Origin of the sequence: Devosia sp. (assembly GCF_039927955.1) — a bacterium.
GTDB lineage: Bacteria > Pseudomonadota > Alphaproteobacteria > Rhizobiales > Devosiaceae > Devosia.
Window position 1 is genome coordinate 1 of the sequence record NZ_JBDSUA010000003.1, and the last position, 22,184, is coordinate 22,184.

General features: G+C 61.2%; 20 protein-coding genes and 1 riboswitch. Of the genes, 10 read left to right on the top strand and 10 right to left on the bottom strand.

Annotation, left to right across the window (positions count from 1 at the left end; all coding sequences use genetic code 11):
- Positions 1-77 precede the first annotated feature (77 nt).
- From ABIT12_RS00940 to serA, 3 genes are all read left to right on the top strand, one after another.
- On the top strand, positions 78-854 hold the full coding sequence (locus ABIT12_RS00940; RefSeq protein ID WP_348044446.1) for a methyltransferase domain-containing protein: 777 nt from the start codon (positions 78-80) through the stop codon (positions 852-854).
- 251 nt (positions 855-1,105) lie between these two features.
- Positions 1,106-2,290, top strand: coding sequence for a phosphoserine transaminase (locus ABIT12_RS00945; protein ID WP_348044448.1), 1,185 nt, complete (start codon positions 1,106-1,108; stop codon positions 2,288-2,290).
- A gap of 153 nt (positions 2,291-2,443) precedes the next feature.
- A complete protein-coding gene (gene serA / locus ABIT12_RS00950) occupies positions 2,444-4,027 on the top strand; it encodes a phosphoglycerate dehydrogenase (RefSeq protein ID WP_348044450.1) in 1,584 nt (527 codons plus the stop codon).
- A 153-nt stretch (positions 4,028-4,180) separates the two neighbouring features.
- Here serA and ABIT12_RS00955 read toward each other — a convergent pair whose 3' ends face one another.
- The gene (locus tag ABIT12_RS00955) at positions 4,181-5,128 is read right to left on the bottom strand and encodes a DMT family transporter (protein ID WP_348044452.1); all 948 of its coding nucleotides are present in this window, start codon (positions 5,126-5,128) and stop codon (positions 4,181-4,183) included.
- Between the two features lie 155 nt (positions 5,129-5,283).
- Here ABIT12_RS00955 and ABIT12_RS00960 point away from each other — a divergent pair, with 155 nt between their 5' ends.
- Both ABIT12_RS00960 and ABIT12_RS00965 read left to right on the top strand, forming a co-directional pair.
- A complete protein-coding gene (locus ABIT12_RS00960; RefSeq protein ID WP_348044454.1) occupies positions 5,284-6,573 on the top strand; it encodes an adenylosuccinate synthase in 1,290 nt (429 codons plus the stop codon).
- A 47-nt stretch (positions 6,574-6,620) separates the two neighbouring features.
- Entirely contained in the window at positions 6,621-8,681 is a 2,061-nt protein-coding gene (locus tag ABIT12_RS00965; protein ID WP_348044456.1) for a hypothetical protein, read from the top strand.
- Here the strand turns inward: ABIT12_RS00965 and ABIT12_RS00970 are convergent, their stop codons facing one another.
- The 3 genes from ABIT12_RS00970 to thiB all read right to left on the bottom strand — a co-directional run bounded on the left by ABIT12_RS00970 (position 8,682) and on the right by thiB (position 11,997).
- Entirely contained in the window at positions 8,682-9,320 is a 639-nt protein-coding gene (locus ABIT12_RS00970; RefSeq protein WP_348044458.1) for an ATP-binding cassette domain-containing protein, read from the bottom strand.
- Positions 9,307-10,902, bottom strand: a complete 1,596-nt coding sequence (locus ABIT12_RS00975; RefSeq protein ID WP_348044459.1) for a hypothetical protein — start codon at positions 10,900-10,902, stop codon at positions 9,307-9,309. Before ABIT12_RS00975 ends, ABIT12_RS00970 begins: the two co-directional genes overlap by 14 nt.
- A 78-nt stretch (positions 10,903-10,980) precedes the next feature.
- Complete coding sequence (gene thiB, locus ABIT12_RS00980) at positions 10,981-11,997, bottom strand: thiamine ABC transporter substrate binding subunit (protein WP_348044460.1); 1,017 nt, start codon at positions 11,995-11,997, stop codon at positions 10,981-10,983.
- A 63-nt stretch (positions 11,998-12,060) separates the two neighbouring features.
- Positions 12,061-12,161: riboswitch (TPP riboswitch) on the bottom strand.
- 26 nt (positions 12,162-12,187) lie between these two features.
- Here thiB and ABIT12_RS00985 point away from each other — a divergent pair.
- Positions 12,188-12,883, top strand: a complete 696-nt coding sequence (locus ABIT12_RS00985) for a thiamine diphosphokinase (protein ID WP_348044462.1) — start codon at positions 12,188-12,190, stop codon at positions 12,881-12,883.
- 405 nt (positions 12,884-13,288) lie between these two features.
- Here ABIT12_RS00985 and rpoH read toward each other — a convergent pair whose 3' ends face one another.
- Both rpoH and ABIT12_RS00995 read right to left on the bottom strand, forming a co-directional pair.
- Positions 13,289-14,173, bottom strand: coding sequence for an RNA polymerase sigma factor RpoH (gene rpoH / locus ABIT12_RS00990; RefSeq protein WP_348044464.1), 885 nt, complete (start codon positions 14,171-14,173; stop codon positions 13,289-13,291).
- Between the two features lie 288 nt (positions 14,174-14,461).
- Positions 14,462-15,427, bottom strand: coding sequence for an RluA family pseudouridine synthase (locus ABIT12_RS00995; protein ID WP_348044528.1), 966 nt, complete (start codon positions 15,425-15,427; stop codon positions 14,462-14,464).
- 67 nt (positions 15,428-15,494) lie between these two features.
- Between ABIT12_RS00995 and ABIT12_RS01000 the strand changes: the two genes are divergently transcribed.
- Positions 15,495-15,848 (top strand): DUF6476 family protein, encoded by a 354-nt coding sequence (locus tag ABIT12_RS01000; RefSeq protein ID WP_348044466.1) that lies wholly within the window; start codon positions 15,495-15,497, stop codon positions 15,846-15,848.
- 248 nt (positions 15,849-16,096) lie between these two features.
- Here the strand turns inward: ABIT12_RS01000 and ABIT12_RS01005 are convergent, their stop codons facing one another.
- Positions 16,097-17,242 (bottom strand): hypothetical protein, encoded by a 1,146-nt coding sequence (locus tag ABIT12_RS01005; protein ID WP_348044468.1) that lies wholly within the window; start codon positions 17,240-17,242, stop codon positions 16,097-16,099.
- A gap of 201 nt (positions 17,243-17,443) precedes the next feature.
- The gene (locus tag ABIT12_RS01010; RefSeq protein WP_348044470.1) at positions 17,444-18,019 is read right to left on the bottom strand and encodes a DUF1134 domain-containing protein; all 576 of its coding nucleotides are present in this window, start codon (positions 18,017-18,019) and stop codon (positions 17,444-17,446) included.
- Between the two features lie 139 nt (positions 18,020-18,158).
- On the opposite strand from ABIT12_RS01010, the gene ABIT12_RS01015 reads away from it, so the two are divergent.
- The 3 genes from ABIT12_RS01015 (at position 18,159) to ABIT12_RS01025 (ending at position 19,985) form a co-directional block, all read left to right on the top strand.
- Complete coding sequence (locus tag ABIT12_RS01015) at positions 18,159-18,629, top strand: YHS domain-containing (seleno)protein (RefSeq protein WP_348044472.1); 471 nt, start codon at positions 18,159-18,161, stop codon at positions 18,627-18,629.
- A 243-nt stretch (positions 18,630-18,872) separates the two neighbouring features.
- The gene (locus ABIT12_RS01020; RefSeq protein ID WP_348044474.1) at positions 18,873-19,547 is read left to right on the top strand and encodes a histidine phosphotransferase family protein; all 675 of its coding nucleotides are present in this window, start codon (positions 18,873-18,875) and stop codon (positions 19,545-19,547) included.
- A 72-nt stretch (positions 19,548-19,619) separates the two neighbouring features.
- Positions 19,620-19,985: a response regulator gene (locus ABIT12_RS01025; RefSeq protein WP_348044476.1), complete on the top strand. Its 366-nt coding sequence runs from the start codon at positions 19,620-19,622 to the stop codon at positions 19,983-19,985.
- 57 nt (positions 19,986-20,042) lie between these two features.
- Here ABIT12_RS01025 and ABIT12_RS01030 read toward each other — a convergent pair whose 3' ends face one another.
- Both ABIT12_RS01030 and ctrA read right to left on the bottom strand, forming a co-directional pair.
- Positions 20,043-20,909 carry an alpha/beta hydrolase gene (locus ABIT12_RS01030; protein ID WP_348044478.1) on the bottom strand — a complete coding sequence of 289 codons (867 nt, stop codon included), beginning with the start codon at positions 20,907-20,909 and terminating at the stop codon, positions 20,043-20,045.
- A 163-nt stretch (positions 20,910-21,072) separates the two neighbouring features.
- Positions 21,073-21,780 carry a response regulator transcription factor CtrA gene (ctrA, locus tag ABIT12_RS01035; protein ID WP_348044480.1) on the bottom strand — a complete coding sequence of 236 codons (708 nt, stop codon included), beginning with the start codon at positions 21,778-21,780 and terminating at the stop codon, positions 21,073-21,075.
- Between the last annotated feature and the right edge of the window lie 404 nt (positions 21,781-22,184).

Here is a 22,184-nt window from a genome sequence, read left to right on the forward strand (position 1 = left end):
GCTCGTGCGGCCTTCGTGAGCCCCTCTATCGAGTGCCCGTGCATCGCGTTATAGTGCCCCATCTCCGGGAGGATCTCATGGCTGAGGCGATGCAGTTTCAAGATGGCGAGCGCTACGAAGCCATGATGGGCGTGTGGAGCGCTTTGGTTGGAACAATCTTTCTGGATTGGCTCAACGTTCCAGCGGGCGCCAAATGGGCAGACGTCGGGTGCGGAAATGGCGCCTCTACGGAGCTGATCATTGACAGGGCCAGAGCCGCACTGGTCGAGGCGATCGATCCGTCCGAAGCGCAACTGGTGTTTGCCCGAAAGCGGCACGTATCGGGGGTGGCGAACTTCACCTTGGGTTCTGCACTGCAACTTCCTTACCTGGATGGCGCTTTTGACGCCGCCATCATGGCTCTTGTCATCTTTTTCGTTCCGGATCCGGCGCGGGGCGTTGCCGAACTGCGGCGGGTCGTTCGGCCTGGCGGGACGGTTGCGGCCTACGCCTGGGACATGGAAGGCGGCGGTTTTCCTTATGAGGACGTCCATGCTGCCATGCGCGCGGTGGGTGCGGAGCCGATGTTGCCGCCGCGCTCGGAGGTCGCAAACCTGGACGTGCTTGCTCGCTTGTGGGCCGACGCTGGCCTTGTCGAGGTTGAAACCCGCGAAATTACCTCCAGCCGGGTCTTTCCAACATTCGAACACTATTGGTCCATCGCGACCTCAGCGCCCGGCATCGGGCCAGTCCTTGCCAGGCTCAGCCCGGAACAATTGGATCAGGTCCGTAATGCTGTTCGTGGTCGTCACGGCACAGGGGAGCTGGTTGTGCAAGGGCGTGCGCACGCCGTCCGGGGGCACGTTGCGCGTTGAGCCGCTCTCGCCTCCCACAGGTCGCGGCGCTTTTCAGGCAGGTTGGCCGCGATATACCTGGGTGCAAAGTCGACCCGACGAGCATGGTCGTGGTGCCTGCGTAACTCAGGAACTCCGCGATTGGTCACGATATTGACGGAAGTTGCGCCTGCATCAAAAGACGTATTGACGCCGATCCCCGCTGAGGAGTATCTCCCGCCTCAGGACACCTTGCCCTAACGCAAGGCTATCGACCTGGGAGGGTCGCAACGATGGCTTCTACGCCCCATACCGCACCGGCGGTCAAACCGGCCAATCCAAATTTCTCGTCTGGTCCCTGCGCGAAACGTCCTGGTTGGACAGTTGAGGCGCTGGCCAATGCGCTGGTCGGTCGCTCGCACCGCTCCAAGCCCGGCAAGGCCCGTATTCAGCGCGCCATCGACCTGACGCGTGAACTCCTCGAAGTTCCCGCTGACTATTTGATCGGCATCGTACCCGCCTCCGATACCGGCGCCGTTGAAATGGCGATGTGGTCGATGCTGGGCGAACGCGGCGTCGATATGCTGGCCTGGGAAAGCTTTGGCGAAGGCTGGGTCACCGATGTGGCCAAGCAACTCAAGCTTGCCGACGTGCGCATCATCAAGGCCGGTTATGGCGAATTGCCGGACCTGAACACTGTCGATACCGACCGCGATGTGGTGTTCACCTGGAACGGCACGACGTCCGGTGTGCGGGTGCCCAATGCTGACTGGATCAAGGCAGACCGCAAGGGCCTGACCATTTGCGATGCGACCTCGGCCGCTTTTGCGCAGAAGCTTGATTTTCCCAAGCTCGATGTGGTGACCTTCTCCTGGCAGAAGGCGCTGGGCGGAGAAGCTGCGCATGGCGTGCTGATCCTGTCGCCGCGTGCGGTGGCACGGCTGGAATCGTTCAAGCCCGATCGTCCGCTGCCCAAGATTTTTCGCCTGACCAAGGGCGGCAAGCTGCTGGGCGAAGTGTTCGAGGCCGCCACCATCAACACGCCCTCGATGTTGTGCATCGAGGACGCGATCGATGCGATGGAATGGGGCATGAAAGAGGGTGGGCTGAAGGCCTTGCAGGCCCGTGCCGACGCCAATTTCAAGGTTCTGGCCGATTGGGTTGCCAAGACCGACTGGGTCGAGTTCCTGGCCAGGGATACGGCGTTCCGCTCCAACACCTCGGTGTGTTTCTCGATCGTTGATTCGGGGATCACCGCGCTCGATACCGACAAGCAGGCAGCGTTTGCCAAGGCCATCGTGTCCCGGCTCGACAAGGCCGGCGTGGCTTACGACATCGGCGCTTATAAGGACGCTCCGTCGGGTTTGCGGATATGGGCCGGCTCGACCATCGAGGCGGCGTCGCTTTCGGCTTTGACGCCGTGGCTGGATTTCGCGTTTGCCGAGGAAAAGGCAGCGCTCACCCAAGCTGCGGCTTAACCAACTAAACCCCCACCCAACCTCTCCCTGATAGGGGGAGGGCTGATCGAGTGCGTGGCAATATGTGGCCACGAAAGCGGAGCTGTTCCTCCCCCTGCAGGGGGAGGCTAGGTGGGGGTCATCCAGACCCTAGTTCAAATTCAGGAGGGCTTCATGCCCAAGGTTCTCGTTTCCGACAAGCTCAGCACTGCCGCCGTTCAGGTGTTCAAGGACAATGGCGTCGAGGTGGATTACCTGCCCGACCTCGGCAAGGATAAGGACAAGCTGCTCGAAGTCATCGGCCAGTATGATGGCCTTGCCATCCGCTCCGCGTCCAAGATCACCGAAAAGATCATCGCTGCCGCGACCAATCTGAAGGTCATCGGGCGCGCCGGCATTGGTGTCGACAATGTCGACATTCCGGCGGCGACCAAGAAGGGCATCATTGTGATGAACACGCCCTTCGGCAACTCGATCACCACGGCCGAGCATGCCATTGCCATGATGATGGCGCTGGCCCGCCAACTCCCGGAAGCCGATGCATCGACCCGTGCCAGCAAGTGGGAAAAGAACCGCTTCATGGGCGTGGAAGTGACCAACAAGACACTGGGCCTGATCGGCGCCGGCAATATCGGTTCGATCGTTGCCGACCGGGCGCAGGGGCTGCGCATGAAGGTGATCGCGTTCGATCCGTTCCTGACACCGGAACGAGCGCAGGAAATCGGGGTGGAAAAGGTCGAGCTGGATGATCTGCTGGCGCGTGCCGATTTCATCACGCTGCACACCCCGCTGATCGAGGCGACGCGCAATATCATCAGCGCCGAGGCATTGAGGAAGACCAAGAAGGGCGTGCGGATCATCAACTGTGCCCGGGGTGGTCTGGTCGATGAAGCCGCGCTCTACGAAGCCCTGAAGTCCGGCCATGTTGCTGGCGCGGCGCTCGACGTGTTCCTGGAAGAGCCGGCGCAAAACAACCCGCTGTTTGAATTGGCCAACGTGATCTGCACGCCCCATCTCGGCGCGTCGACTTCGGAAGCCCAGGAGAACGTGGCCTTGCAGGTCGCCGAGCAGATTTCGGCCTATCTGATGAGCGGCGAGATTACCAATGCGCTGAACTTCCCGTCGATTTCGGCTGAAGAAGCGCCACGCCTGACGCCGTTCATCAAGCTGGCGGAAGTGCTGGGCTCGTTTGCCGGCCAACTTACCGAAACTGCGATCACCGGCATCAAGATCGAGTTTGAAGGCCATGTCGCGGGCATGAACGTGCGGCCGATGGTGGCCGTGGCGCTCAATGGTGTGATGAAGCCGATGATGGCGGAAGTGAACATGGTTTCGGCACCCCAAGTCGCCAAGGACCGGGGCATCAATGTGGAAGTGGTGACCCGCGAACAGCAGGGAGCGTATGAAAACTACATTCGCCTGACGGTGACCACCGAGCGGCAGGAGCGGGCGGTGGCCGGCACCGTGTTTGCCAATGGCCGGCCGCGCGTCATCCAGGTCAAGGGCATCAACATGGAGGCCGAACTGACGGAATCCATGCTGTATGTGACCAATGAGGACAAGCCGGGCCATATCGGCCGCCTGGGTACGCTGCTGGGCACGCTTGGCATCAATATCGCCAACTTCAACCTGGGCCGTGCCGAAGTGGGCGCCGATGCTATCGCGCTGGTCTCCATCGACGGCAGGCTGACCGAACCGCAGCTGGCCCAGATCGCCGGCCTGCCGGGCGTAAAGCAGGCCAAGGCACTGACGTTCTAGATGCGCTGACGTCCCTCTCCCTTGAGGGAGAGGGATAGAAATTCTGCGTTCAGCAGAATTTCAGGGTGAGGGGTTGAGGCCGCAAACGCCACACCGCAAACCCCTCATCCGCCCTTTGGGCACCTTCTCCCTCAAGGGGAGAAGGAAGAAGGTTCAGGTTCGTCGCGCCGCAACCTCGGCCAGAGCAATTCCTACAACGACTAACGCTGCCGCGACGATGTGGTAGCCCTGCAGCACTTCGCCCAGGATCAGCACTGACAGCACTGCGGCAAAGATCGGGATCAAGTTGATGAACAGGCTTGCCCGGTTGGCGCCGATCAGTTCGACACCGCGGACGTAGAACATTTGCGAGACCACTGAAGGCAGCAGCATGGTGTAGGCGGCGACCCACCAGCCTTGCGGCGTGACGTTAGGCAGGGTGGCAACCAGTGTGCCGATGCCGCCGCCGAGCGCGAATTGGTAGATGATGGCAGCGATAATGGCGCCGATGAAGGTGGCGACCAGATAACTCAGCCAGGAACTGGTCGCCGGCCGCCAGCGCAGGGTGACCGAATAGGCGGCGTAGGCCGCGCAGGCGAGCAGCACCAGCAGATCGCCGAAGCCGATATCGAGCTTGAGCAGGCGGGCGAGATCGCCATGGGTGGCGGTGACGAGGACGCCCAGCGCGGTGATGGCAACGCCCACCAGTTGCAGGCTGCGGACCCTGGTGCGGAACAGGATGAAATTGGCCAGCATGACGAACATGTTGATCGTCACCTGTTCGAGCGCGATGTTGATGCCCGAGGCGAAATGGGAGGCGATGTAGACCAGAATGTTGAAGGTCACATAGCCGACGCCACCATAGAACAGGAACAGCCACCATTTGCTGAACAGCACCGGGAGATCGCGCCGCAAGCCGCGAATCGAAAATGGCAAAACGATCAACAGCGCACCCGTCCAGCGGACCAGGGTGAGCGTATATGGATCGATATTGTTGACCGCCAGTTTGCCCGCGACGACGTTGCCGCCCCAGAACAAAGTGGTCAAAACCAGCAAGATATAAGGCTGGTCGAGCAGCCGGGCGGATATGCCGCGATTTTGCGGGGAGGGCGGCTTTGTCATCGCGGCTCGAGTGATGTATTGAGACTCGGACTTATCAGCAATTCGGCGCGCCACAAATTCAAAACCGGCGGCCGGGGAACTAACTTTTTTGCCAGTCCAGCTTTCGGCGATTGCCGCCGGGAGTTTGTTGGCGCGCCTATCCTGAGGACAATCGAATGGCAAATGTGGTGGTCGTCGGCTCGCAATGGGGCGACGAAGGCAAAGGCAAGATCGTGGACTGGCTATCGGAGCGCGCCGATGTGGTGGTGCGGTTCCACGGCGGGCACAATGCCGGCCATACGCTGGTCATTGATGGGGTCAGCTACAAGCTGGCTTTGCTGCCATCGGGGCTGGTGCAGGGCAAGTTCTCGGTGATCGGCAATGGCGTGGTGGTCGATCCGCACCACTTTGTCGCCGAAATGGCCAAGCTCCGGGCGCAGGGCGTCGAGATTACCCCGGAAATCCTGCGCATTGCCGACAATGCGCCGCTGATCCTGTCGCTGCATCGCGAGCTGGACTCGATCCGCGAAGATTCCAATGCCGGCCTCAAGATCGGCACCACCAAGCGCGGCATTGGTCCGGCCTACGAAGACAAGGTGGGTCGCCGCGCCATCCGCCTGATCGATCTTTCCGAGCCTGAGACGCTGATGCTCAAGATCGAGCGCTTGCTGCTGCATCATAATGCACTGCGGCGCGGCATGGGTCTGGTGGAGATCGACGCGCAGAAGATTTATGACGAGCTGACTTCGGTAGAGGCAGAAATCCTGCCGTTCATGGATCAGGTCTGGCGGATTCTGGATGAAAAGCGCCGGGCTGGCGCGCGCATTCTGTTCGAGGGCGCGCAGGGCGCGCTGCTCGACAATGACCACGGCACTTATCCGTTCGTGACTTCGTCCAACACGGTGGCCGGTCAGGCCGCTGCCGGTTCAGGCCTGGGGCCAACGGCGATCGGATATGTGCTGGGCATTACCAAGGCCTATACGACCCGTGTCGGCGAAGGTCCGTTCCCGTGCGAGCTGAACGACGAGATCGGTCGTCATCTGGCGACGGTGGGCAAGGAAGTGGGCGTCAATACCGGCCGTCCGCGCCGCTGCGGCTGGTTTGATGCGGTGCTGGTGCGTCAGACTGTGCGGACCTCCGGGATTTCGGGTATCGCCTTGACCAAACTCGATGTTCTGGATGGGCTGAAGGAAATCAAGGTGTGCGTCGGGTACGAACTCGACGGATCACGAATTGATTATTTGCCTGCCTCAATGGGGGCACAAGCGCGGGTTAAGCCGATTTATGAAACGCTCGAAGGCTGGTCGGAAACCACTGCCGGCGCGCGCAGCTGGGCCGAGCTTCCGGCACAGGCCATCAAATATGTTCGCTACATCGAGGAGTTGATTGGGGCACCCGTTGCGATGCTTTCGACAAGTCCGGAGCGGCTCGATACCATCCTCGTGCATGACCCATTCCAAGATTGAGTTTTTTTGCTAAAAGAATGTGGCAAATTGTGAGTAACAAGTAGCGAATGGCGGACTACAAAGAGCTGTTGCGCAGGGCAATCACCGCCCTGCCGGAAAATAATGGGGCCGCGCGACGCGCGGTTTATGAGAAGGCGCGTTCTGCGCTGGTCGGGCAATTGCGCGCGATCAATCCCCCGCTTCCGGCCCGCGACATCACTCAGCATCGCCTGCAACTTGAAGATTGCATCCGTCAGGTGGAGCAGGAAGCCAGCGAAGCGGTGATCACGCTGGGGCGCGAGCACGTGGCTCCGCCGCGAGTAGAACCAGAGCCCGTTGTTGCGGCAACGCCTGAACCTGCTCCGCCGGCACCGAGACCCGAGCCGACTATCGAGGCACGCAGGCCCGAATCAACTATTGAGGCGCGCAAACCCTATGTGCCGCCGCAGGCCGTTGTTGTGCCGGCTCCGTCTGTTGTCGAAAGGCCTGCCGCTTCGGAGTCTATTGAAGACATCATCAGCGCTGCCGAGCAGGCCAACCCCAAAGCGGATGTGTCGCCGCCGCAAGCGCCGAAGCCAGCAGAACCAGTTGTTGCCAAGACCGCTTTGCCGGTGATTGAAGCCCGGCCTGAGCCGCGTATGGTGCCGTCCATCGTGGCGCGCGCAGAGGCGGCAAAGAGCGCGGCCTCCTCGCCGATGCCCAACGCGAACCGCACATATGATCGTCCGGGTTTTGAGCCCAGGCGCGAGCCAATGCCCAGCTTTGCCGCCAACGCTGCGGCGGAAACGATTCGCAGCAACGGCCTGCGTCTCGAGCCATCGATTGGCATGGGCGGACAGTCGGCGGCACGTCAGCAATTAATCGAAGCGATTCAGGGCACTGAACTACGGCCGGTCGAGACGGCGCTGTCCAGCGTGCGTGAAGTCGATCTTGAACCGGCTTCGCAGCCGAACCCGGCGGAAGCTGAAGGCGCGATCGAGCGCGCCATTGAAACCCTGGACCGAGAGGCGCGCGGCGAAAAGACCGCGATGCTGCCTGAGACGCCGGACCGGGTGCGGGCCGTTGCTGCCAACGCAGCCGATACCGCATTGCTCGATGACGACCACGCCGAGCCGCAATCGCAGCGGCGCGGGGCGGGCCTTACGATTTTTCTGGTGGTGTTTGCGCTGCTGCTGGCGGGTGTTGGCGGGGCCGGGTTTTGGGCCTGGCGCGAAGGCTATGTGAACCTGGATCAAATGTTTGGCCGCTCAACCACAGCAGTGGCCGAAACTGCGCCGGCCACTGGAACAGCGACGACACCGACGCTGGACACAACACCTCAGGCTGCTCCCGTGCAGCCGGTGGCCGGGCCCGGCAACACAGCTGGCAGCACTGGGTCTGCTGCCGCGACGACGGCTCTCGACGGGCTGGAGCCGGAAGAGCGTCTGGAGCCAACCCCGACAGCGGTAGTGCCAAGCGTCGATGCGGTGAAATTGCCAGATGTCGGCACTGCGACAACGCCCTCCAACGAGGAACGTCTGCCGGTTGAAGATCCCACTCAGGCCGCGGTGACCGATCCCGCAGCTTCGGTCGATCCGGCTGTACTGGCGGGCAGTCAATCGCTGCTGCTGGAGGCATCTTCGGATGGCCGAACCGGTGCTGTGCCATTCTCGGGCACGGTGGAATGGTCCGAGGGTGTCGATGAGATCGGCCTGCCGACGCTGGTAGCCAAGGCCAATATTCCGGCGCGCAATCTTAGTGTCGATCTGATCATTCGCAAGAATGCCGATCCGAGCCTGCCCGCCAGCCATCTGATGGAAGTCAATTTCCAGGTCAGCGACAGCTTTATCGGGGGCACCATTGCCGGTCTGCCCGGTGTGTTGCTGAAAAACGAGGAATTGGTGCAGGGTACGCCGCTCGTTGGAGCTTCGGCCCGTGTCGTCGGCAGCTCGTTCCTGTTCGCGCTCAGCGCCGCAGACAAGGACATGCCGGCTAATATCGACCTGCTGACCAGCCGCAAATGGATGGATTTTGCGGTGATCTACGGCACTGGCACCCGTGCCATTATCACATTGGAAAAAGACGATGCGGCGCAGGCACTGTTCACCAAGGTGTTCACCGCCTGGTCGGCTGCTGCCAAAACGCCCTGATTATTCCAGCCTGAGCGTGCGGTTTTCCAACCGGTAGCGCCGCGTGGCAAGGGCTGCGACGTCATCGGCATGGTGGCTGACCAGAATGGTGTGCCAGCGATGACGCTCCGTCAGCTCCTTGACCAGGGTACGGATAGTGCCGCGCGTGGCATCGTCCAGTGCGGAAAATGGTTCGTCGAGCAACAGGACCGGACGGTTGCGCAACAGCGTGCGGGCCAAGGCGACGCGCTGCTTTTGACCACCGGAGAGCGTTGCGGCTTTCTGCGCGCCGAAACCTGCCATGCCGACTTCGGCGAGGGCCGCTTCTACCGCCGATTTGGTGTCAGCGCGCGGCGTGGCGGTGGACAGGCCCAGCTCGACATTGCGGGTTGCTGACAGGTGCTCGAACAGGCTTTCCGATTGCAACAACAGCGACAGCGGGCGGTGCTCGGGGGGCAGGGCGGTGATGTCGGCGCCATCAAGAGTGATCGTGCCGCCGCTGGGCCTGGCAAAGCCGGCCAGCAGATCCAGCAGAGTGGATTTGCCGGAGCCACTGGCCCCGGACACAGCAGTGACTTCGCCATCGTGTGCCTCCAGCCAGAAGCGATAAGGCTCGATCTGGCCGGGATAGGCGAAGGTGAGGTTGTCAGCGGCGAACATTGGACAGTCTTTCGATAAGACGCGGCAGGGCGACAAAGGCCAGCGTGGTGCCGATCAGCAGGATGGCGGCGATCGCGGCCGCGTCATTACCCCGATAGGCCCCGAGGGCGCGGAACATCAGCAGCGGCAGGGTGGTGAAGTCCTGCGTGCCGAACAGGGCGATGACGCCCAGGTCGCCCAGCGAAAAGCAGAATGACAGCGCCAGCACGACGCCGATATCGCGGCCAAGCAACGGATATTCGATCAAGGCGAATTGCTGCCAACTGGTCAGGCCCAATGAGCGGATCAGTTTGCCGCGCGTGCTGGTGATGGCATCGAGCGGCGGGCCGAGAGTGGCAACGGCGAAGGGCAGCGCCAGCAGCGCATTGGCGATGACCACGACGACGGGGGCCGCTGCGCCGGGCGCGATGCCAAGCGCACGGACTAGCAGGAAGAAACCGAGCGAGAGCACCACTGCCGGTACCGCAAGGTAGGCATAGACTGGCACGCCAAGCAGGATGCGCAGGCCCGGTCGCGCCGTGGCGCCACGTCCGAGCGACAGCAGCAGGGCCAGCGTCAGGGTGAGCAGAGCGGAGAGCGTGCCAATGGTCAGGCTCGTGGCGAGCGACCACCAGAAATTGGGGCGCGACATGACAACGAGCAGGCCGTTGCCCAGCCCGCTGACGAGGACGGACAGCAGAGGCAGGATGAAAGCCGCGGCCGCCAGGGTCAGCAGGATGATCTGGAGGGTGCGGGCCAACACGCCATCGCTCCAGCTTTGGGCTTTCGACGGTCCGAGCGCCGAGGGCACTGGCGGCAGCGCGGCCGAGGCGAGAATGACCAGAGAGCAGACGCCGATCTGGGTGAGGGCCAGCAGCACGGCGGCGCGCAGGTCGAAATCCTGGCGGATGGCGGCATAGATGGCGACTTCCAGCGTTTGATTGGCTGGGCCACCGCCGAGCAGCAGCACGATGGGAAAGCTGGTGAAGGCCAGCAGGAAAATGATGGCGGCAAGGCCTGGCAGAGTGCCGCGGATGGCGGGCCAATCGATGATGGCGAAGCGCTGGATGGCCGAAAGGCCAAGGCTCTGGCCGGTCTTGAGGCGCGGTGACGGAATGGCGTCGAGGCGGGCGAGCAGGATGCGGGCGGCGAAGGCGCCATCGAGAATGACATGGGCGAACAGGATGCCGGACAGGCCAAAGGCCGGATTGCCGATGGAGAAGCCGAACAGGTGCCCGGTGGTCTGGTTGATCCAGCCATTGCGTCCCCAGATCGACAGCATGCCGAAGGCGACGATCATGCCGGGGGTGACAATGGCCGAGGCGAAGATGCCGATGACCAGATCACGCCCCGGAAAGCGCAGCCGATTGAGGCACCAGGCAAGCGCGGTGCCGACCAGCAACGAGATGGCCGTGGTCAGTCCTGCCTGGATGCTGGTCATGCGCAGCAGGTGGGGGATGTCGACGCTGCTTGAGCTGGTGTTTGGGGCGGCTGACGCGGCGTTGAAGATGGCCCAGAGGAGGACGGCAATCAGGCTCGCGATGGCCGCGGCCAGCACCAGGCCGGCGGCGACGCGTTGGGGGCGGATGGGCAGGGTGGTCAACAATGTGCCTCCGGTGTGAAGCAACCCCTGACCCCTTCCCCTTGTGGGGAGGGGTCAGGGGTGGGGGTGCCCATCGGTCTACTGGATCGCCTTGAGCATTTCGTCGATCCATTCCTTGCCGTGCGCGGCGATGTCGGCGTCGCTGACGGACAGGGTTTTGGTGGGCTGCGGCAGGGTGCCGAATACGGCATTGGTATCGGCGCCCAGATCAACCACCGGGAACATCCAGTTGGTGGTGGGCAGGATTTTCTGGCCATTGACCGAGGTCAGATAAGCGAGGAAATCCTTGGCCAATTGCTGGTGCTTGGAGGATTTGAGGATGCCGGCGACTTCGATCTGGGCGAGATGGCCTTCGTCAAAGATGGCAGCTTTGATGGTGTCCTTTTTTTCCTCGATGATGTGGTAGGCCGGCGAGGTGGTATAGGAGAGGGTCAGGTCGGCCTCACCCTTGAGGAACAGGTCATAGCTTTCCGACCAGTCGCGGGTAACGGTCAGAATATGGGGCTTAAGACCGGCCCAGATATCCTTGGCCCTGTCGCCATAGGCGGCCTTGATCCACAGTACCAGACCAAAGCCCGGCGTGGACGAGCGCGGGTCCTGGATCGAGATCTTGACGCTGGCCGGCATGGCGATCAGCTCTTCAAACGACTTGGGCGGCGTCTTGGTGCGGTCGGTGTCGTACATGATGGCGAAGTGGGAATAGTCGAACGGCACGAACTGCTGGTCGGTCCACTTTTCGGGCAGGTTCAGATTGGCCAGATCGAGGCCATGATCGGCGAACAGGCCGGTGGCGCGGGCTTCGCCGGCAATGGCGGTATCGAGGCCAACGATCAGATCGGCCGGGGTGCTGTCGCCTTCGAGCTGCACCTTGCGCAGCGTGCCGATGGAGCTGTCGGCGGCGACGAATTCAACGGTACAGCTGCAACGGGCCTCAAAGCCGGCCTTGAGCTGGCCGCCGGGGCCCCAATCGGCGGCAAAGCCGTCATAGGTGTAGATCGTGAGCTTTGGTGCATCACTTGAAGTTCCTTGGGCCTGTGCGGGGACCGCAGCAAGACCGAGAAGGACCGCAAGCGCCAGATGGGTCAGTTTGAGCATGGCTCTTCCCTAATGGGTTGCGGCCATGTGATAGGGGATGTGTCAATGGTGCGGCCGAACGAGCGGCCTTGCCATCTCGAACTTCCTCCGCCAGCATGACCTGGTTCAGGTTCAATGGGTAACTCTCAGCTCTGCAGACCTGCAGAACACCCCAGCGAGACGCCTCACACATAATCAGAGCGATCATTGCATGCAAGTGACTTCCTTGAAGCAAGAGTGCGGCCTGCCCATCGAGTTTGCCGGCGTGCTCGCCATTGTGGGCGGCGGCGCGGTCGATGCCGGGCTGCTGCGCGCCTTGCACGACCGTGGCGTGGCGCTGGTGGGCGCCGATGGCGGCGGCGATGCGATCGGCGCCGCGGGGCTGCTGCCGGCGGCGATCATCGGTGATCTGGACTCGTTGCAGGATCGGGCCGGATGGGAGCAGCGGACGCGGGTGATCCATGTGCCCGAGCAGATCACCACGGATTTCCAGAAGGCGCTGTATTGCACCAATGCACCGGTGACGCTGGCGCTGGGGATGACCGGCAAGCGGCTCGATCATACGCTGGCGGCGTTGAGTGCGGTGCTGCAATACGCGCCGCAACGCAAGCTGCTGGTGGTGGACGAAGTGGATGTGGCGTTCGCAGCGACCGGGCATTTTCGCTTTGCCGCCGGGGTAAAGGAGCGGGTGTCGATCCATCCGCTGGTGCCGGTGGATTTCGTCGCATCGACGGGACTGCTGTACCCGCTGGACGGATTGCATCTGGCGCCGGGCGCGCTGATCGGGACGTCGAATGAAGGTGTGGGTGGAGCGGTGGATATCGTACCGGTAGACGACACGCCCTGGCTGCTGATCCTGGGCAAGGAACGGTTGTGGGATTTGATCGAGATGCTCGAGCGGCCATGACAAAATTCCGCACGGCCAATGGCCTGCGGCTGCGACATGGGGCAAGGCACCGCCTCGGTGCCGGTCGTCCGGCGGGTAGTAAAATGAAGCAAACCTTGCCCCATGCTGTTCCGGAGACTCTTCGGGCAGGACCTTCCGTGGCTTTATCCTGTGCCAAACGCTGGGCCTTGGCCCCAACCCGGGGGATCAAATCGGGTCCGGATCATCCTGTATCCAAAGGGCAGTGGGCGACCCCACTGCCATCCGGCCTCCCCGCACCGACCGTTCGTCGCGACCGCGCAGCATGCGCGGGGATGGGTGGAGTATGCGCCAGCTTGCTGGCTGCGGGGACAAGTTGGACAAGCGGGGCTGGCTAACAGACAAAAGGCGGGCACATGGCCCGCCTTTGAACTTCTCTATTATCGCTTAAGCGTCGGCGCCGGCTCGGTTCTTGGCGGCATCCTTGACCGCGTCCTGGACCTTTTCAAAGGCGCGGACTTCGATCTGCCGGATGCGTTCGCGGCTGACGTCGTATTGCTGGGCCAGCTCTTCGAGCGTGGCCGGATTATCCTGCAGGCGGCGAGCCTGGAAGATGGCACGTTCACGTTCGTTGAGCACGGTCATGGCATTGGTCAAAAGACCCATGCGCTCGTTATATTCTTCGCTGTCGCCAAGCGTGGTTTCCTGGCTTGGCGTGTCGTCGACCAGCCAATCCTGCCATTCGGAGGCACCTTCATCGGCGCGCATCGGCGAGTTCAACGATGCATCGCCGGTGAGGCGCGCATTCATCGACACCACATCGGCTTCGGTGACGTGCAGGGTGGTGGCGATCTGCTTGATCTGGTCCGGGTGCAGGTTGCCGTCATCCAGCGCCGCGATCTGGCCCTTCACCTTGCGGAGGTTGAAGAACAGGCGCTTCTGTGCGGCAGTGGTGCCGATCTTGACCAGCGACCACGAGCGCAGCACGTATTCCTGAATGGCCGCGCGAATCCACCACATGGCATAGGTTGCCAGCCGGAAGCCCTTGTCGGGCTCGAAGCGTTTGACCGCATGCATCAGGCCGACATTGCCTTCAGAGATAACCTCGGAAATCGGCAGGCCATAGCCGCGATAGCCCATGGCGATCTTGGCGACCAAGCGCAGATGCGAGGTGATCAGGCGCTGTGCCGCAGCTGGATCGGTATGTTCCTTGTAGCGCTTGGCCAGCATGAATTCTTCATCCGGTTCCAACATGGGGAACTTGCGGATTTCCTGAAGATACCGGCTCAGCCCGCCCTCGGCTGATAGAATTGGCAGATTGGACACGGCCATTGGCGCACCCCTTTTCTTTCCCTCGCCCGATGCGAGCAGAATATCCAAGTGCTGTCCCGAAGGCACAGCGATGGATTTGCAGATCAATATAGGTCGCAGTTTGACGATTTAAAGGCCCGAGAATCTGAATGAACGCGGTGTGGCGAGATTGGTTGCAAGAAGCACAGCAAGAACCGCTCCCTTCCCTCACCGCAAGGGGGAGGGTGACATCGAGTGACTTGCACGATCAAGCCAACCCAGGGTTCACCCTCCCCTTGTGGGGAGGGCCAGGGAGCGGGTCTTTCAGAATTACCCCGGATACGCCCGATCATAAGGCTCCAGTGCTTCGACCAGGGCTTGCAGATCAGCTGGCAGTGGCGCTTCGAAAAACATCTCCTCGCCCGATTGAGGATGCTCAAAGCCCAGTTCGGCTGCGTGCAGCGCCTGACGACCCAGAGCTGCAATGGCAGCAGCCGGTTCGGCGGGCAGGCGATTGATCTTGGTGGCAAAGCCGGGGGCATAGACCGGGTCGCCGACCAGCGGATGGCCGATATGGGTCATGTGGACACGGATCTGGTGGGTGCGGCCGGTTTCGAGCTGGCACTCGAGCCGGGTGATGTCCCAACCGTCGCCGCCAAAGCGTTGCTGGGTCAGGTAGTGGGTGATGGCTTCGCGGCCATCGCGGCGCACGGCCTGCTTCAAACGATTGTGCTGGTCGCGGCCAAGCGGGGCATCAACCGAACCGCGGGCGGTTTCGGTGTGGCCCCAGACAAAGGCGGTGTAGGCGCGATGCAGCGGGCCGGTGCGGCCGTGGTCGGCGAATTGTTCGCTCAAATGCTTGTGGGCGCGCTCGTTCTTGGCGGCAACCATGACGCCGGAGGTGTCGCGGTCGAGCCGATGCACGATGCCGGGGCGCTTGACGCCGCCGATGCCCTTGAGGCTATCGCCGCAATGGTAGATCAGCGCGTTGACCAGCGTGCCGCTGGTGCTGCCGGGAGCGGGGTGAACGACCATGCCGACGGGCTTGTTGATGACGATCAGAAACGCATCCTCATAAAGGATATCGAGCGGGATGTTTTCGGGCTGCGGTTCTGGATCTTCGGGCGGCGGCGCAAGAAGGGTGATTGTTTCCCCTTCGGCGACAAGGTATTTGGGCGAGGCTACGATCACGCCGTTGATGGTGACGGCGCCGCCCAGGATCAGGTCCTTGAGGCGGTTGCGGCTCAGAACGCTGTGGGCCCTGGCCAAGACGACGTCGAGCCGGCCGCCGGCCATTGCGGCATCGACGATGATTTCAACTTCACTGGCATCAGTGTCCAGGTCTTCAACGGATATATCCTGCATGAGCGATCCTAATCAAAACGAGCCGGTCGAGGCCAACAAGGTCGAACCGCTGTCGCCCGAAGCGCAGGCAATGTTTGCCAAGGCGCGCCGATCCTTCGGGATTTCGATCGGCATTCTGTTGCTGGGCTTTATGGCGATTGGCTTCGCGCTTGTCTATCGGGTGATGCGCGACAAGCCCCCGGCAGAAATGGCCGCAGAGGTCAGCCTGCCGGCCGGCGCCGAGATTTTGTCATCGGTTGTGTCCGATGGGATGGTCAACGTGACCCATCGCGAAAACGGGGTGGTGTCGCTATCGCTGTTCGATCAGGGCACTGGCGCGCTGGTGCGTTCGATCGAGTTAGTGGCGAAATAGTCGGATCAGCAATCTTCCCTTCTCCCCTTGCGGGAGAAGGTGCCCGAAGGGCGGATGAGGGGTCTCTTGCTACCGATGCATGGGAAGGCGCAGCACCCCTCACCCTGATTTTCTGCTGAACGCAGAAAATCTGTCCTTGTTCGGTTCAAACCGCTCCACCGGAGCGGTTTGTGGCTGCGCCACCACCTCCAAGTCCCGCAAGGGGAGAGGGTGGAAGGAGGCGGTGGACAGGATAGAAAGGAAGGCGCCTAGCGGCCCTGGATTTCGCGCAGCGCGGCCATGCGGTCCGAGACCTTGCCGGGATTGTTGGCAGGCTTGGGGCTCTGGTTCTTGCCGGTGGGCATGGTGTCGGCGCTGAGCCCGTCATCGGCAAAGCGTTGGACGCGATCGAACAGGCTTTCCTCTTCGGCGCTGGCTAATGGCTTTTCGCTTTCGATGGCATAGACCAGCCGGCTGACATTGCTGGCGATGTCATTGAGCCGTTCGCGCAGATGCGCCTCTTCGAGCCGCTCGGTATCCCAATCGGCAATGATCGACGATTCAACGCCCAGCACCTGGGCCTTGAGGGTTTCGACCTGATCTTCGAGGGTGAGTTTGTCGGCAAGCAATTGTTCGGTGCGGCTGCTGGCCCGATCGACCATGTGGCCGGTTTCGGCCAATAGTGCATTGAGCCGGCTTTCGGCGCTGGCAATGCGGGCTTCTGCGGCGATCAGCGTGTCGGTGGCGCCGGCTCGTTCGTCGCCCTGAAGTGCGAGGGCCTGACGCATCTCGGCAATGGCAGCATTGGTTTGACTGCTGCGCTGGTCCGATGTTTCAAGGCGCGTCAGCAAGCCATTGGCCTGATCTTCGAGGAAGCTGGCGCGCTTGCGCTCGACGGCCAGCGCGTTGAGCACGCGCTTGATATCCTTGTTATAGGTGCCGGTCAGCGGCTGCCCATCGATCTGAGTGGCGCTGACCCCGCCTTCGGCTTCGTCACGGTCGCGCATGCGCAGTTTCTGCGCCAGATCGGTGGTCTCGCGTTCCAGCACCAACACGCGCGACTTAAGCTCGGCTTCGCGCGCTTCAAGGTCGCGCACAATGCTCAGGTGCTGGTCGCGCTCGGTCTTGAGGGCGCCCAGGTCACTGCGCTTCTGGTTGGCGTCGCCCAACTGCTCGGCAAGGCGCTTGCGCAGGGTCTCCACATTCATCTCCAGCCGGCGGGTGGAGAGGGCAAATTCGGCGCGGAGCTGGTCCTTGTCGGCGCGGAATTCGGCCATGGTAATGGGGGTTGCCGCTTCGATGCGACGCTTGGTCAGGCGAACGGCGCGTTTCCACACGGCGGGCATGATGATCAGCGCTCCAAGACCTGCAATAAGCAGGCCGAGCGCGAAATACATGACGTTCTCGATGACCATGGTCCAACTCCGACGCCTGTCCGAGGGTGGCACTGACCTTGGACAGAACACCTATCTGGCAGCAATGGCCCCTCTAGGCCATCTTTGCCAAGTGTTAACCCTAACGGTTTTGGGCAATGGAGTCACGGCGCCGGAACGCAGTGCCTGGTTCACATCCTGCATGGCGATGCGGTGATTTTCGCGGGCCGGACCTGATCAGGATCAGAAGGGGTTCCAGGTCGGCTGGTCAGTGAACTTGAGGTAGCCGACATTGAGGCCAAGACGGGCGCCGACGCCGGAGCGGATGGGCACCATGACCACATTGCCATGCTTGATCACCGTCATGCCGAGGCCGCCGATAATATAGGCGGAGCCGTCGACACCGGCGAAGCGGTTGAACACGTCGCCAGTCGAGGCCAGGCTGTAAACCAGCATCATCACCTTGGAGCCATCGCCACCAACGTCAAAACCAATGCTGGGGCCCTGCCAGAACACGGGCAGCTCACCGGCATTGCGGGTGTAAAGGCGGCCTTCGCCATAGCGGGCACCGGCGAACAGGGCGCCGCCTGCGTCTTCGCCCAGGATATAGCCGTTTGGCAGGCCGAATTGGCTGACCGAACGCTCGATGACCGAGGCCAGCCCCTGCGCCACCGAGCCAAAGAAGGCGCTGCCGGTGTTGACCAGTTCCTCGCCCGAATAGGTATCGGAGAGCGAGCCGCCGCTTTGCGCAAAGGCTGCGGGCACAGGCGCCAGCAAAGTTGCGGCAACAGCGAGGGCGAGAGCGAGGCGCTTGAACATTGTCGTGGACTCCTGGAGTCGGCGCGAAGGGGGGTTACGAAGGCCTTAACGAAATCGGGTTAGCCTTCGGTGTGGTAACTGGGCCGGTGCGTCGATCATCGTTGCAATGATGAAGCAAACCTCTAAACAAATCTTAACCATGCTTGCCTTAGTTCTGCCCATATCGGGCAGCGCCAGCCTGGGCATTGTGCAGCCGGTTCTTGGCCAATCTGTGGTCAGCTCGATTGTCACCAATCCACTGACCGGAATTGCCCTGGATGGCTATGATCCGGTGTCATATTTCACTGAAAACGAACCGCTCATGGGCAGCAGCGACTTCGAATATGACTGGAGCGGGGTGCCCTGGTATTTTGCCACTGCGGCCAATCGCGATGTGTTTGTCGGCAATCCGGAAATCTACTGCCCGCAATATGGCGGCCATGGTGCCATGAGTGCGGCCCGCGGCTTTGTCTCGGACGGCAATCCGAAAATCTATACCGTGTTCAAGCAGCGGCTCTATCTGTTCTATTCTGCCGCCAACCGGGACGCGTTTTTGCTGTCACCAGACGAGGCGGCGGCCAGCGGCGCGAAAAACTGGCCGGCACTGGTGCAAACGCTGACGCACAACTAGGGCGCGTGTGGATTGAGTGATGTCGGGCTGCAAACTTCAATTTTCTGCGCTTCCGGTGCTCACGTACCAAACGTACGCTCCGCTCCGGTTCTCGAAAACCGCCGTTTTCGCCTCGCCCTGACGTCAATCCCCACACACCCTAGCCGCTACGGCAAGATTGACCATAAATTCTCAACCAAGCCGCACTAATGTTGGCGCGGTGATTCTTGAAATCCCGACTGACGCACTCACGGAGACCACTTCATGGCCGAAATCATCGAGCTCAATGCAACCGACCTGGCGGCCATGCTGTGCTCGCGCGTTTGCCATGATCTGATCAATCCGATCGGGGCGATCGGAAATGGGCTGGAAGTGCTGGCCGATCCGAACCAGACCGAGATGGCCGATGGTGCGCGGGACCTGATCGCGAACGCTGCCAAGCAGAGTCGCGCCAAACTCGAATTTGCCCGTCTGGCCTACGGCGCCTCGTCCACATCGGGGACCGACATCGACACGCGCGAATGCGAACGCGTGGCGCGCATCCTGTTCGAGATCGAAAAGGCGGCGCTGGAATGGAATGCGCCGCTGATCCTGTTGCCCAAGCACAAGGCCAAGCTGTTCATGAACATGCTGCTGATCGCGGCAACCTCGGTGCCGCGCGGTGGCGTGGTGGCCGCGACCATCAGTGGCGATGCAGGCCAGGAAAAATTCGAATTCACGACCAGGAGCGATCCAGAGAAGCGTCAGCGCACGCTGGTGCCGTCCGGGTCTGCCGGGTTGCTGGCTGGTATTCCCGATGAGGGCTTTGTCGATGCGCGTGGCATCCAGCCATTTTATACCGGTATTCTGGCCCGTATGACCGGCATGGAGATCAATATTGGTCTGGAGAACGAAGTTTTCTTCCTGACGGCGATTCCCAAGGCAAAAACGGCGGATTGATCGGGGTCCGCTAACGTTTCCGTAGGCAGTGATGCCGATAATGAGCGTACTTACCCGTGACAGGACCGCGTCATGAAATCCTGCCTGATTGTCGATGACTCCAGCGTCGTGCGCAAAGTGGCGCGGCGCATTCTCGAAGATATGGACTATATCGTCGAAGAGGCCGAGGACGGCCAGGAAGCCATCGACAAGTGCAAGGACGAAATGCCCGATTGCATCCTGCTGGACCGGGACATGCCGGTGATGGGCGGGATCGAATTTTTGAAGCTGCTGCGCTCGTATGTCGGTGGCCAGAAGCCCAAGGTAGTGTTCTGCACCGTTGAGAACGACATTGGCGCTATCGCCATGGCCCTCAAGGCCGGCGCCAGCGACTACATGATGAAGCCGTTCGATCGGGCCATCCTGGAATCCAAGTTCGAGTTTGCCGACGCGGCTTGAGCTGGCGCTGCAGGCCGTAAAGTAAACCCGCGGCGCCTTGGCCGCGGGGCTGTTGCTTTACATCATGAAGGACTTCGGCGTCTGACCCTGCAGGAACGGTTCGATCACTGACCACAGCAGATCCGGCTGCGATGGGATCGACGTGTGTTCCGTGGCCGGCAGGATTGCCAGGCGCGCGGCGCTGGGTGGGGCGCCCATGCCGCCCATCTTGCCGCCACCGAGCAGGCGGAACATCGAGACGACGTGTTCGAGGGTAACGACGTCGGAGTCGCCGGCAATCAACAGCGTCGGCGCGGCGATGCCCTTGATGTCCGCTTCCGGCCAATTCTGCTGCACATGTTCGAGCGCAATCATCTTGTCGACAAAGGCCGCAAAGTGGTCGGGATCGGGGGCATACTTGCGATATTCGGTTTCAAGCGGGCTGCCGATGAACATCTCGGGTGTCATGCTGGGCACCATGGCTGCAAACTCAGGCTGGTAGCCGGACATGTTGTAGGACACCGAGGCTGCGACCAGATGATTGACGTCTTCAGGGTGGCGCACGGCGAGTTGTACGGCAACGCCGGCGCCCATCGAATAGCCGAACACGTCGGCGCGCTCGAGCTTGATGGCCAGCATGAAGGCGTCAAGATCGTCTGCCATTCCCTCCATGGTGATCGGCCGATCAACATCACTGGTGCGACCGTGGCCCTGCAGTTCAACGGCGATGACCTGATGCGTCCTGGCGAGCATGGGGATGATCGCCCCCATGCTGGGAATGTTCATATAGGCGCCATGCAGGACAATCAGCGGTTCGCCTTCGCCGCTGGTCTCGTAATAAACCTTCATGCCGTTGACCGAGACATATTGGCCGACGGGTGCCGACTGGGCGTAGGCCGTGCTGGTCAGCAGCAATGCGCCGACGATTGTTGCGATGCGGATCATATTGGTCTCCTGGGCTCATGGCGCGGCTTCGGGCCTGCGCTTCTGAAACCACAACGAATGGCCTCGTCGCGGATCGACAGGGTTCAGCAAAAAAATCTGCGCCACAAACAAAAACCCCGCGCAATGCTGCGCGGGGTTCTAAAAATCTGATGGTTGGTGCGGTTTAGGCGACGCTCTCAACGTAAACTTCGCTTTCGTCAGGTTCGCGCAGCACGTAACCGCGGCCCCAGACGGTTTCGATATAGTTCTTGCCGCCAGTTGCCACGGAGAGCTTCTTGCGCAGCTTGCAGATGAACACGTCGATGATCTTGAGTTCGGGTTCGTCCATGCCACCATAGAGGTGGTTGAGGAACATTTCCTTGGTGAGCGTGGTCCCCTTGCGGAGGGAGAGCAGCTCCAGCATTTGATATTCCTTGCCAGTGAGATGCACGCGCTGGGTCTGCACTTCGACGGTCTTGGTGTCGAGGTTGACGGTCAGCTCGCCGGTCGAAATGACCGACTGGGCGTGGCCCTTGGAACGGCGGACGATGGCGTGGATGCGGGCCACGAGTTCGTCCTTGTGGAACGGCTTGGTCATGTAGTCATCGGCGCCAAAGCCGAGACCGCGCACCTTGTCCTCGATACCGGCCAGGCCGGACAGGATCAGGATCGGCGTCTGCACCTTGGCGACGCGCAAAGTGCGGAGCACTTCGTAGCCGCTCATATCGGGCAGGTTCAGATCGAGAAGAATGATGTCGTAATCATAGAGCTTGCCGAGGTCGACGCCTTCTTCACCGAGATCGGTGGTATAGACATTGAAGCTTTCGGATTTGAGCATCAGTTCGATGCTCTGCGCCGTCGCGCTGTCGTCCTCAATAAGGAGTACCCGCATTATATTCCCCTTGCCATTCGTTCCTGCTGGAACATGGAGACCGCATCGCCGATACGCGCCTCACGCCAACCCTACTGGATATGACTGAACCCTAAGCTCAAATAGTTAACAAAGTTTAATTCTGATCCGCAATACGCAAAGCGCGGTAAGGTGAATTAATGTTAAGTTATTGAAAAATATAGGTTAATTGTCTTCATTTTTCTTAACAAAATGGTTTAAGAAGGCGCTTCAAGCGACTCTTTTGACTCATGGTATTGTGGGAAAACGGGCGGTTTGCGGGGCTGTGGATAGCAGGCGGCACAAACGGCTCGACTAAAGCGATTAACGCTTTCTCATTAACGATCGGTTACTTTCTGATTCGAGCGCATGCCGATTCGAGCCGGCCCGTTAAGGTTGGCAAAGTG

Coding starts and splice junctions, on each gene's coding strand:
- ABIT12_RS01020 (WP_348044474.1), top strand. CDS start 18,873: ATGGCCGAAATCATCGAGCTCAATGCAACCGACCTGGCGGCCATGCTG.
- ABIT12_RS00955 (WP_348044452.1), bottom strand. CDS start 5,128: ATGACAAAGCCGCCCTCCCCGCAAAATCGCGGCATATCCGCCCGGCTG.
- ABIT12_RS01015 (WP_348044472.1), top strand. CDS start 18,159: ATGCTTGCCTTAGTTCTGCCCATATCGGGCAGCGCCAGCCTGGGCATT.
- thiB (WP_348044460.1), bottom strand. CDS start 11,997: ATGCTCAAACTGACCCATCTGGCGCTTGCGGTCCTTCTCGGTCTTGCT.
- ABIT12_RS01030 (WP_348044478.1), bottom strand. CDS start 20,909: ATGATCCGCATCGCAACAATCGTCGGCGCATTGCTGCTGACCAGCACG.
- serA (WP_348044450.1), top strand. CDS start 2,444: ATGCCCAAGGTTCTCGTTTCCGACAAGCTCAGCACTGCCGCCGTTCAG.
- ABIT12_RS00985 (WP_348044462.1), top strand. CDS start 12,188: ATGCAAGTGACTTCCTTGAAGCAAGAGTGCGGCCTGCCCATCGAGTTT.
- ABIT12_RS01000 (WP_348044466.1), top strand. CDS start 15,495: ATGAGCGATCCTAATCAAAACGAGCCGGTCGAGGCCAACAAGGTCGAA.
- ABIT12_RS01005 (WP_348044468.1), bottom strand. CDS start 17,242: ATGGTCATCGAGAACGTCATGTATTTCGCGCTCGGCCTGCTTATTGCA.
- ABIT12_RS00970 (WP_348044458.1), bottom strand. CDS start 9,320: ATGTTCGCCGCTGACAACCTCACCTTCGCCTATCCCGGCCAGATCGAG.
- ABIT12_RS01025 (WP_348044476.1), top strand. CDS start 19,620: ATGAAATCCTGCCTGATTGTCGATGACTCCAGCGTCGTGCGCAAAGTG.
- ABIT12_RS00940 (WP_348044446.1), top strand. CDS start 78: ATGGCTGAGGCGATGCAGTTTCAAGATGGCGAGCGCTACGAAGCCATG.
- ctrA (WP_348044480.1), bottom strand. CDS start 21,780: ATGCGGGTACTCCTTATTGAGGACGACAGCGCGACGGCGCAGAGCATC.
- ABIT12_RS00960 (WP_348044454.1), top strand. CDS start 5,284: ATGGCAAATGTGGTGGTCGTCGGCTCGCAATGGGGCGACGAAGGCAAA.
- ABIT12_RS00945 (WP_348044448.1), top strand. CDS start 1,106: ATGGCTTCTACGCCCCATACCGCACCGGCGGTCAAACCGGCCAATCCA.
- rpoH (WP_348044464.1), bottom strand. CDS start 14,173: ATGGCCGTGTCCAATCTGCCAATTCTATCAGCCGAGGGCGGGCTGAGC.
- ABIT12_RS00995 (WP_348044528.1), bottom strand. CDS start 15,427: ATGGCCGGCGGCCGGCTCGACGTCGTCTTGGCCAGGGCCCACAGCGTT.
- ABIT12_RS00965 (WP_348044456.1), top strand. CDS start 6,621: ATGGCGGACTACAAAGAGCTGTTGCGCAGGGCAATCACCGCCCTGCCG.
- ABIT12_RS01010 (WP_348044470.1), bottom strand. CDS start 18,019: ATGTTCAAGCGCCTCGCTCTCGCCCTCGCTGTTGCCGCAACTTTGCTG.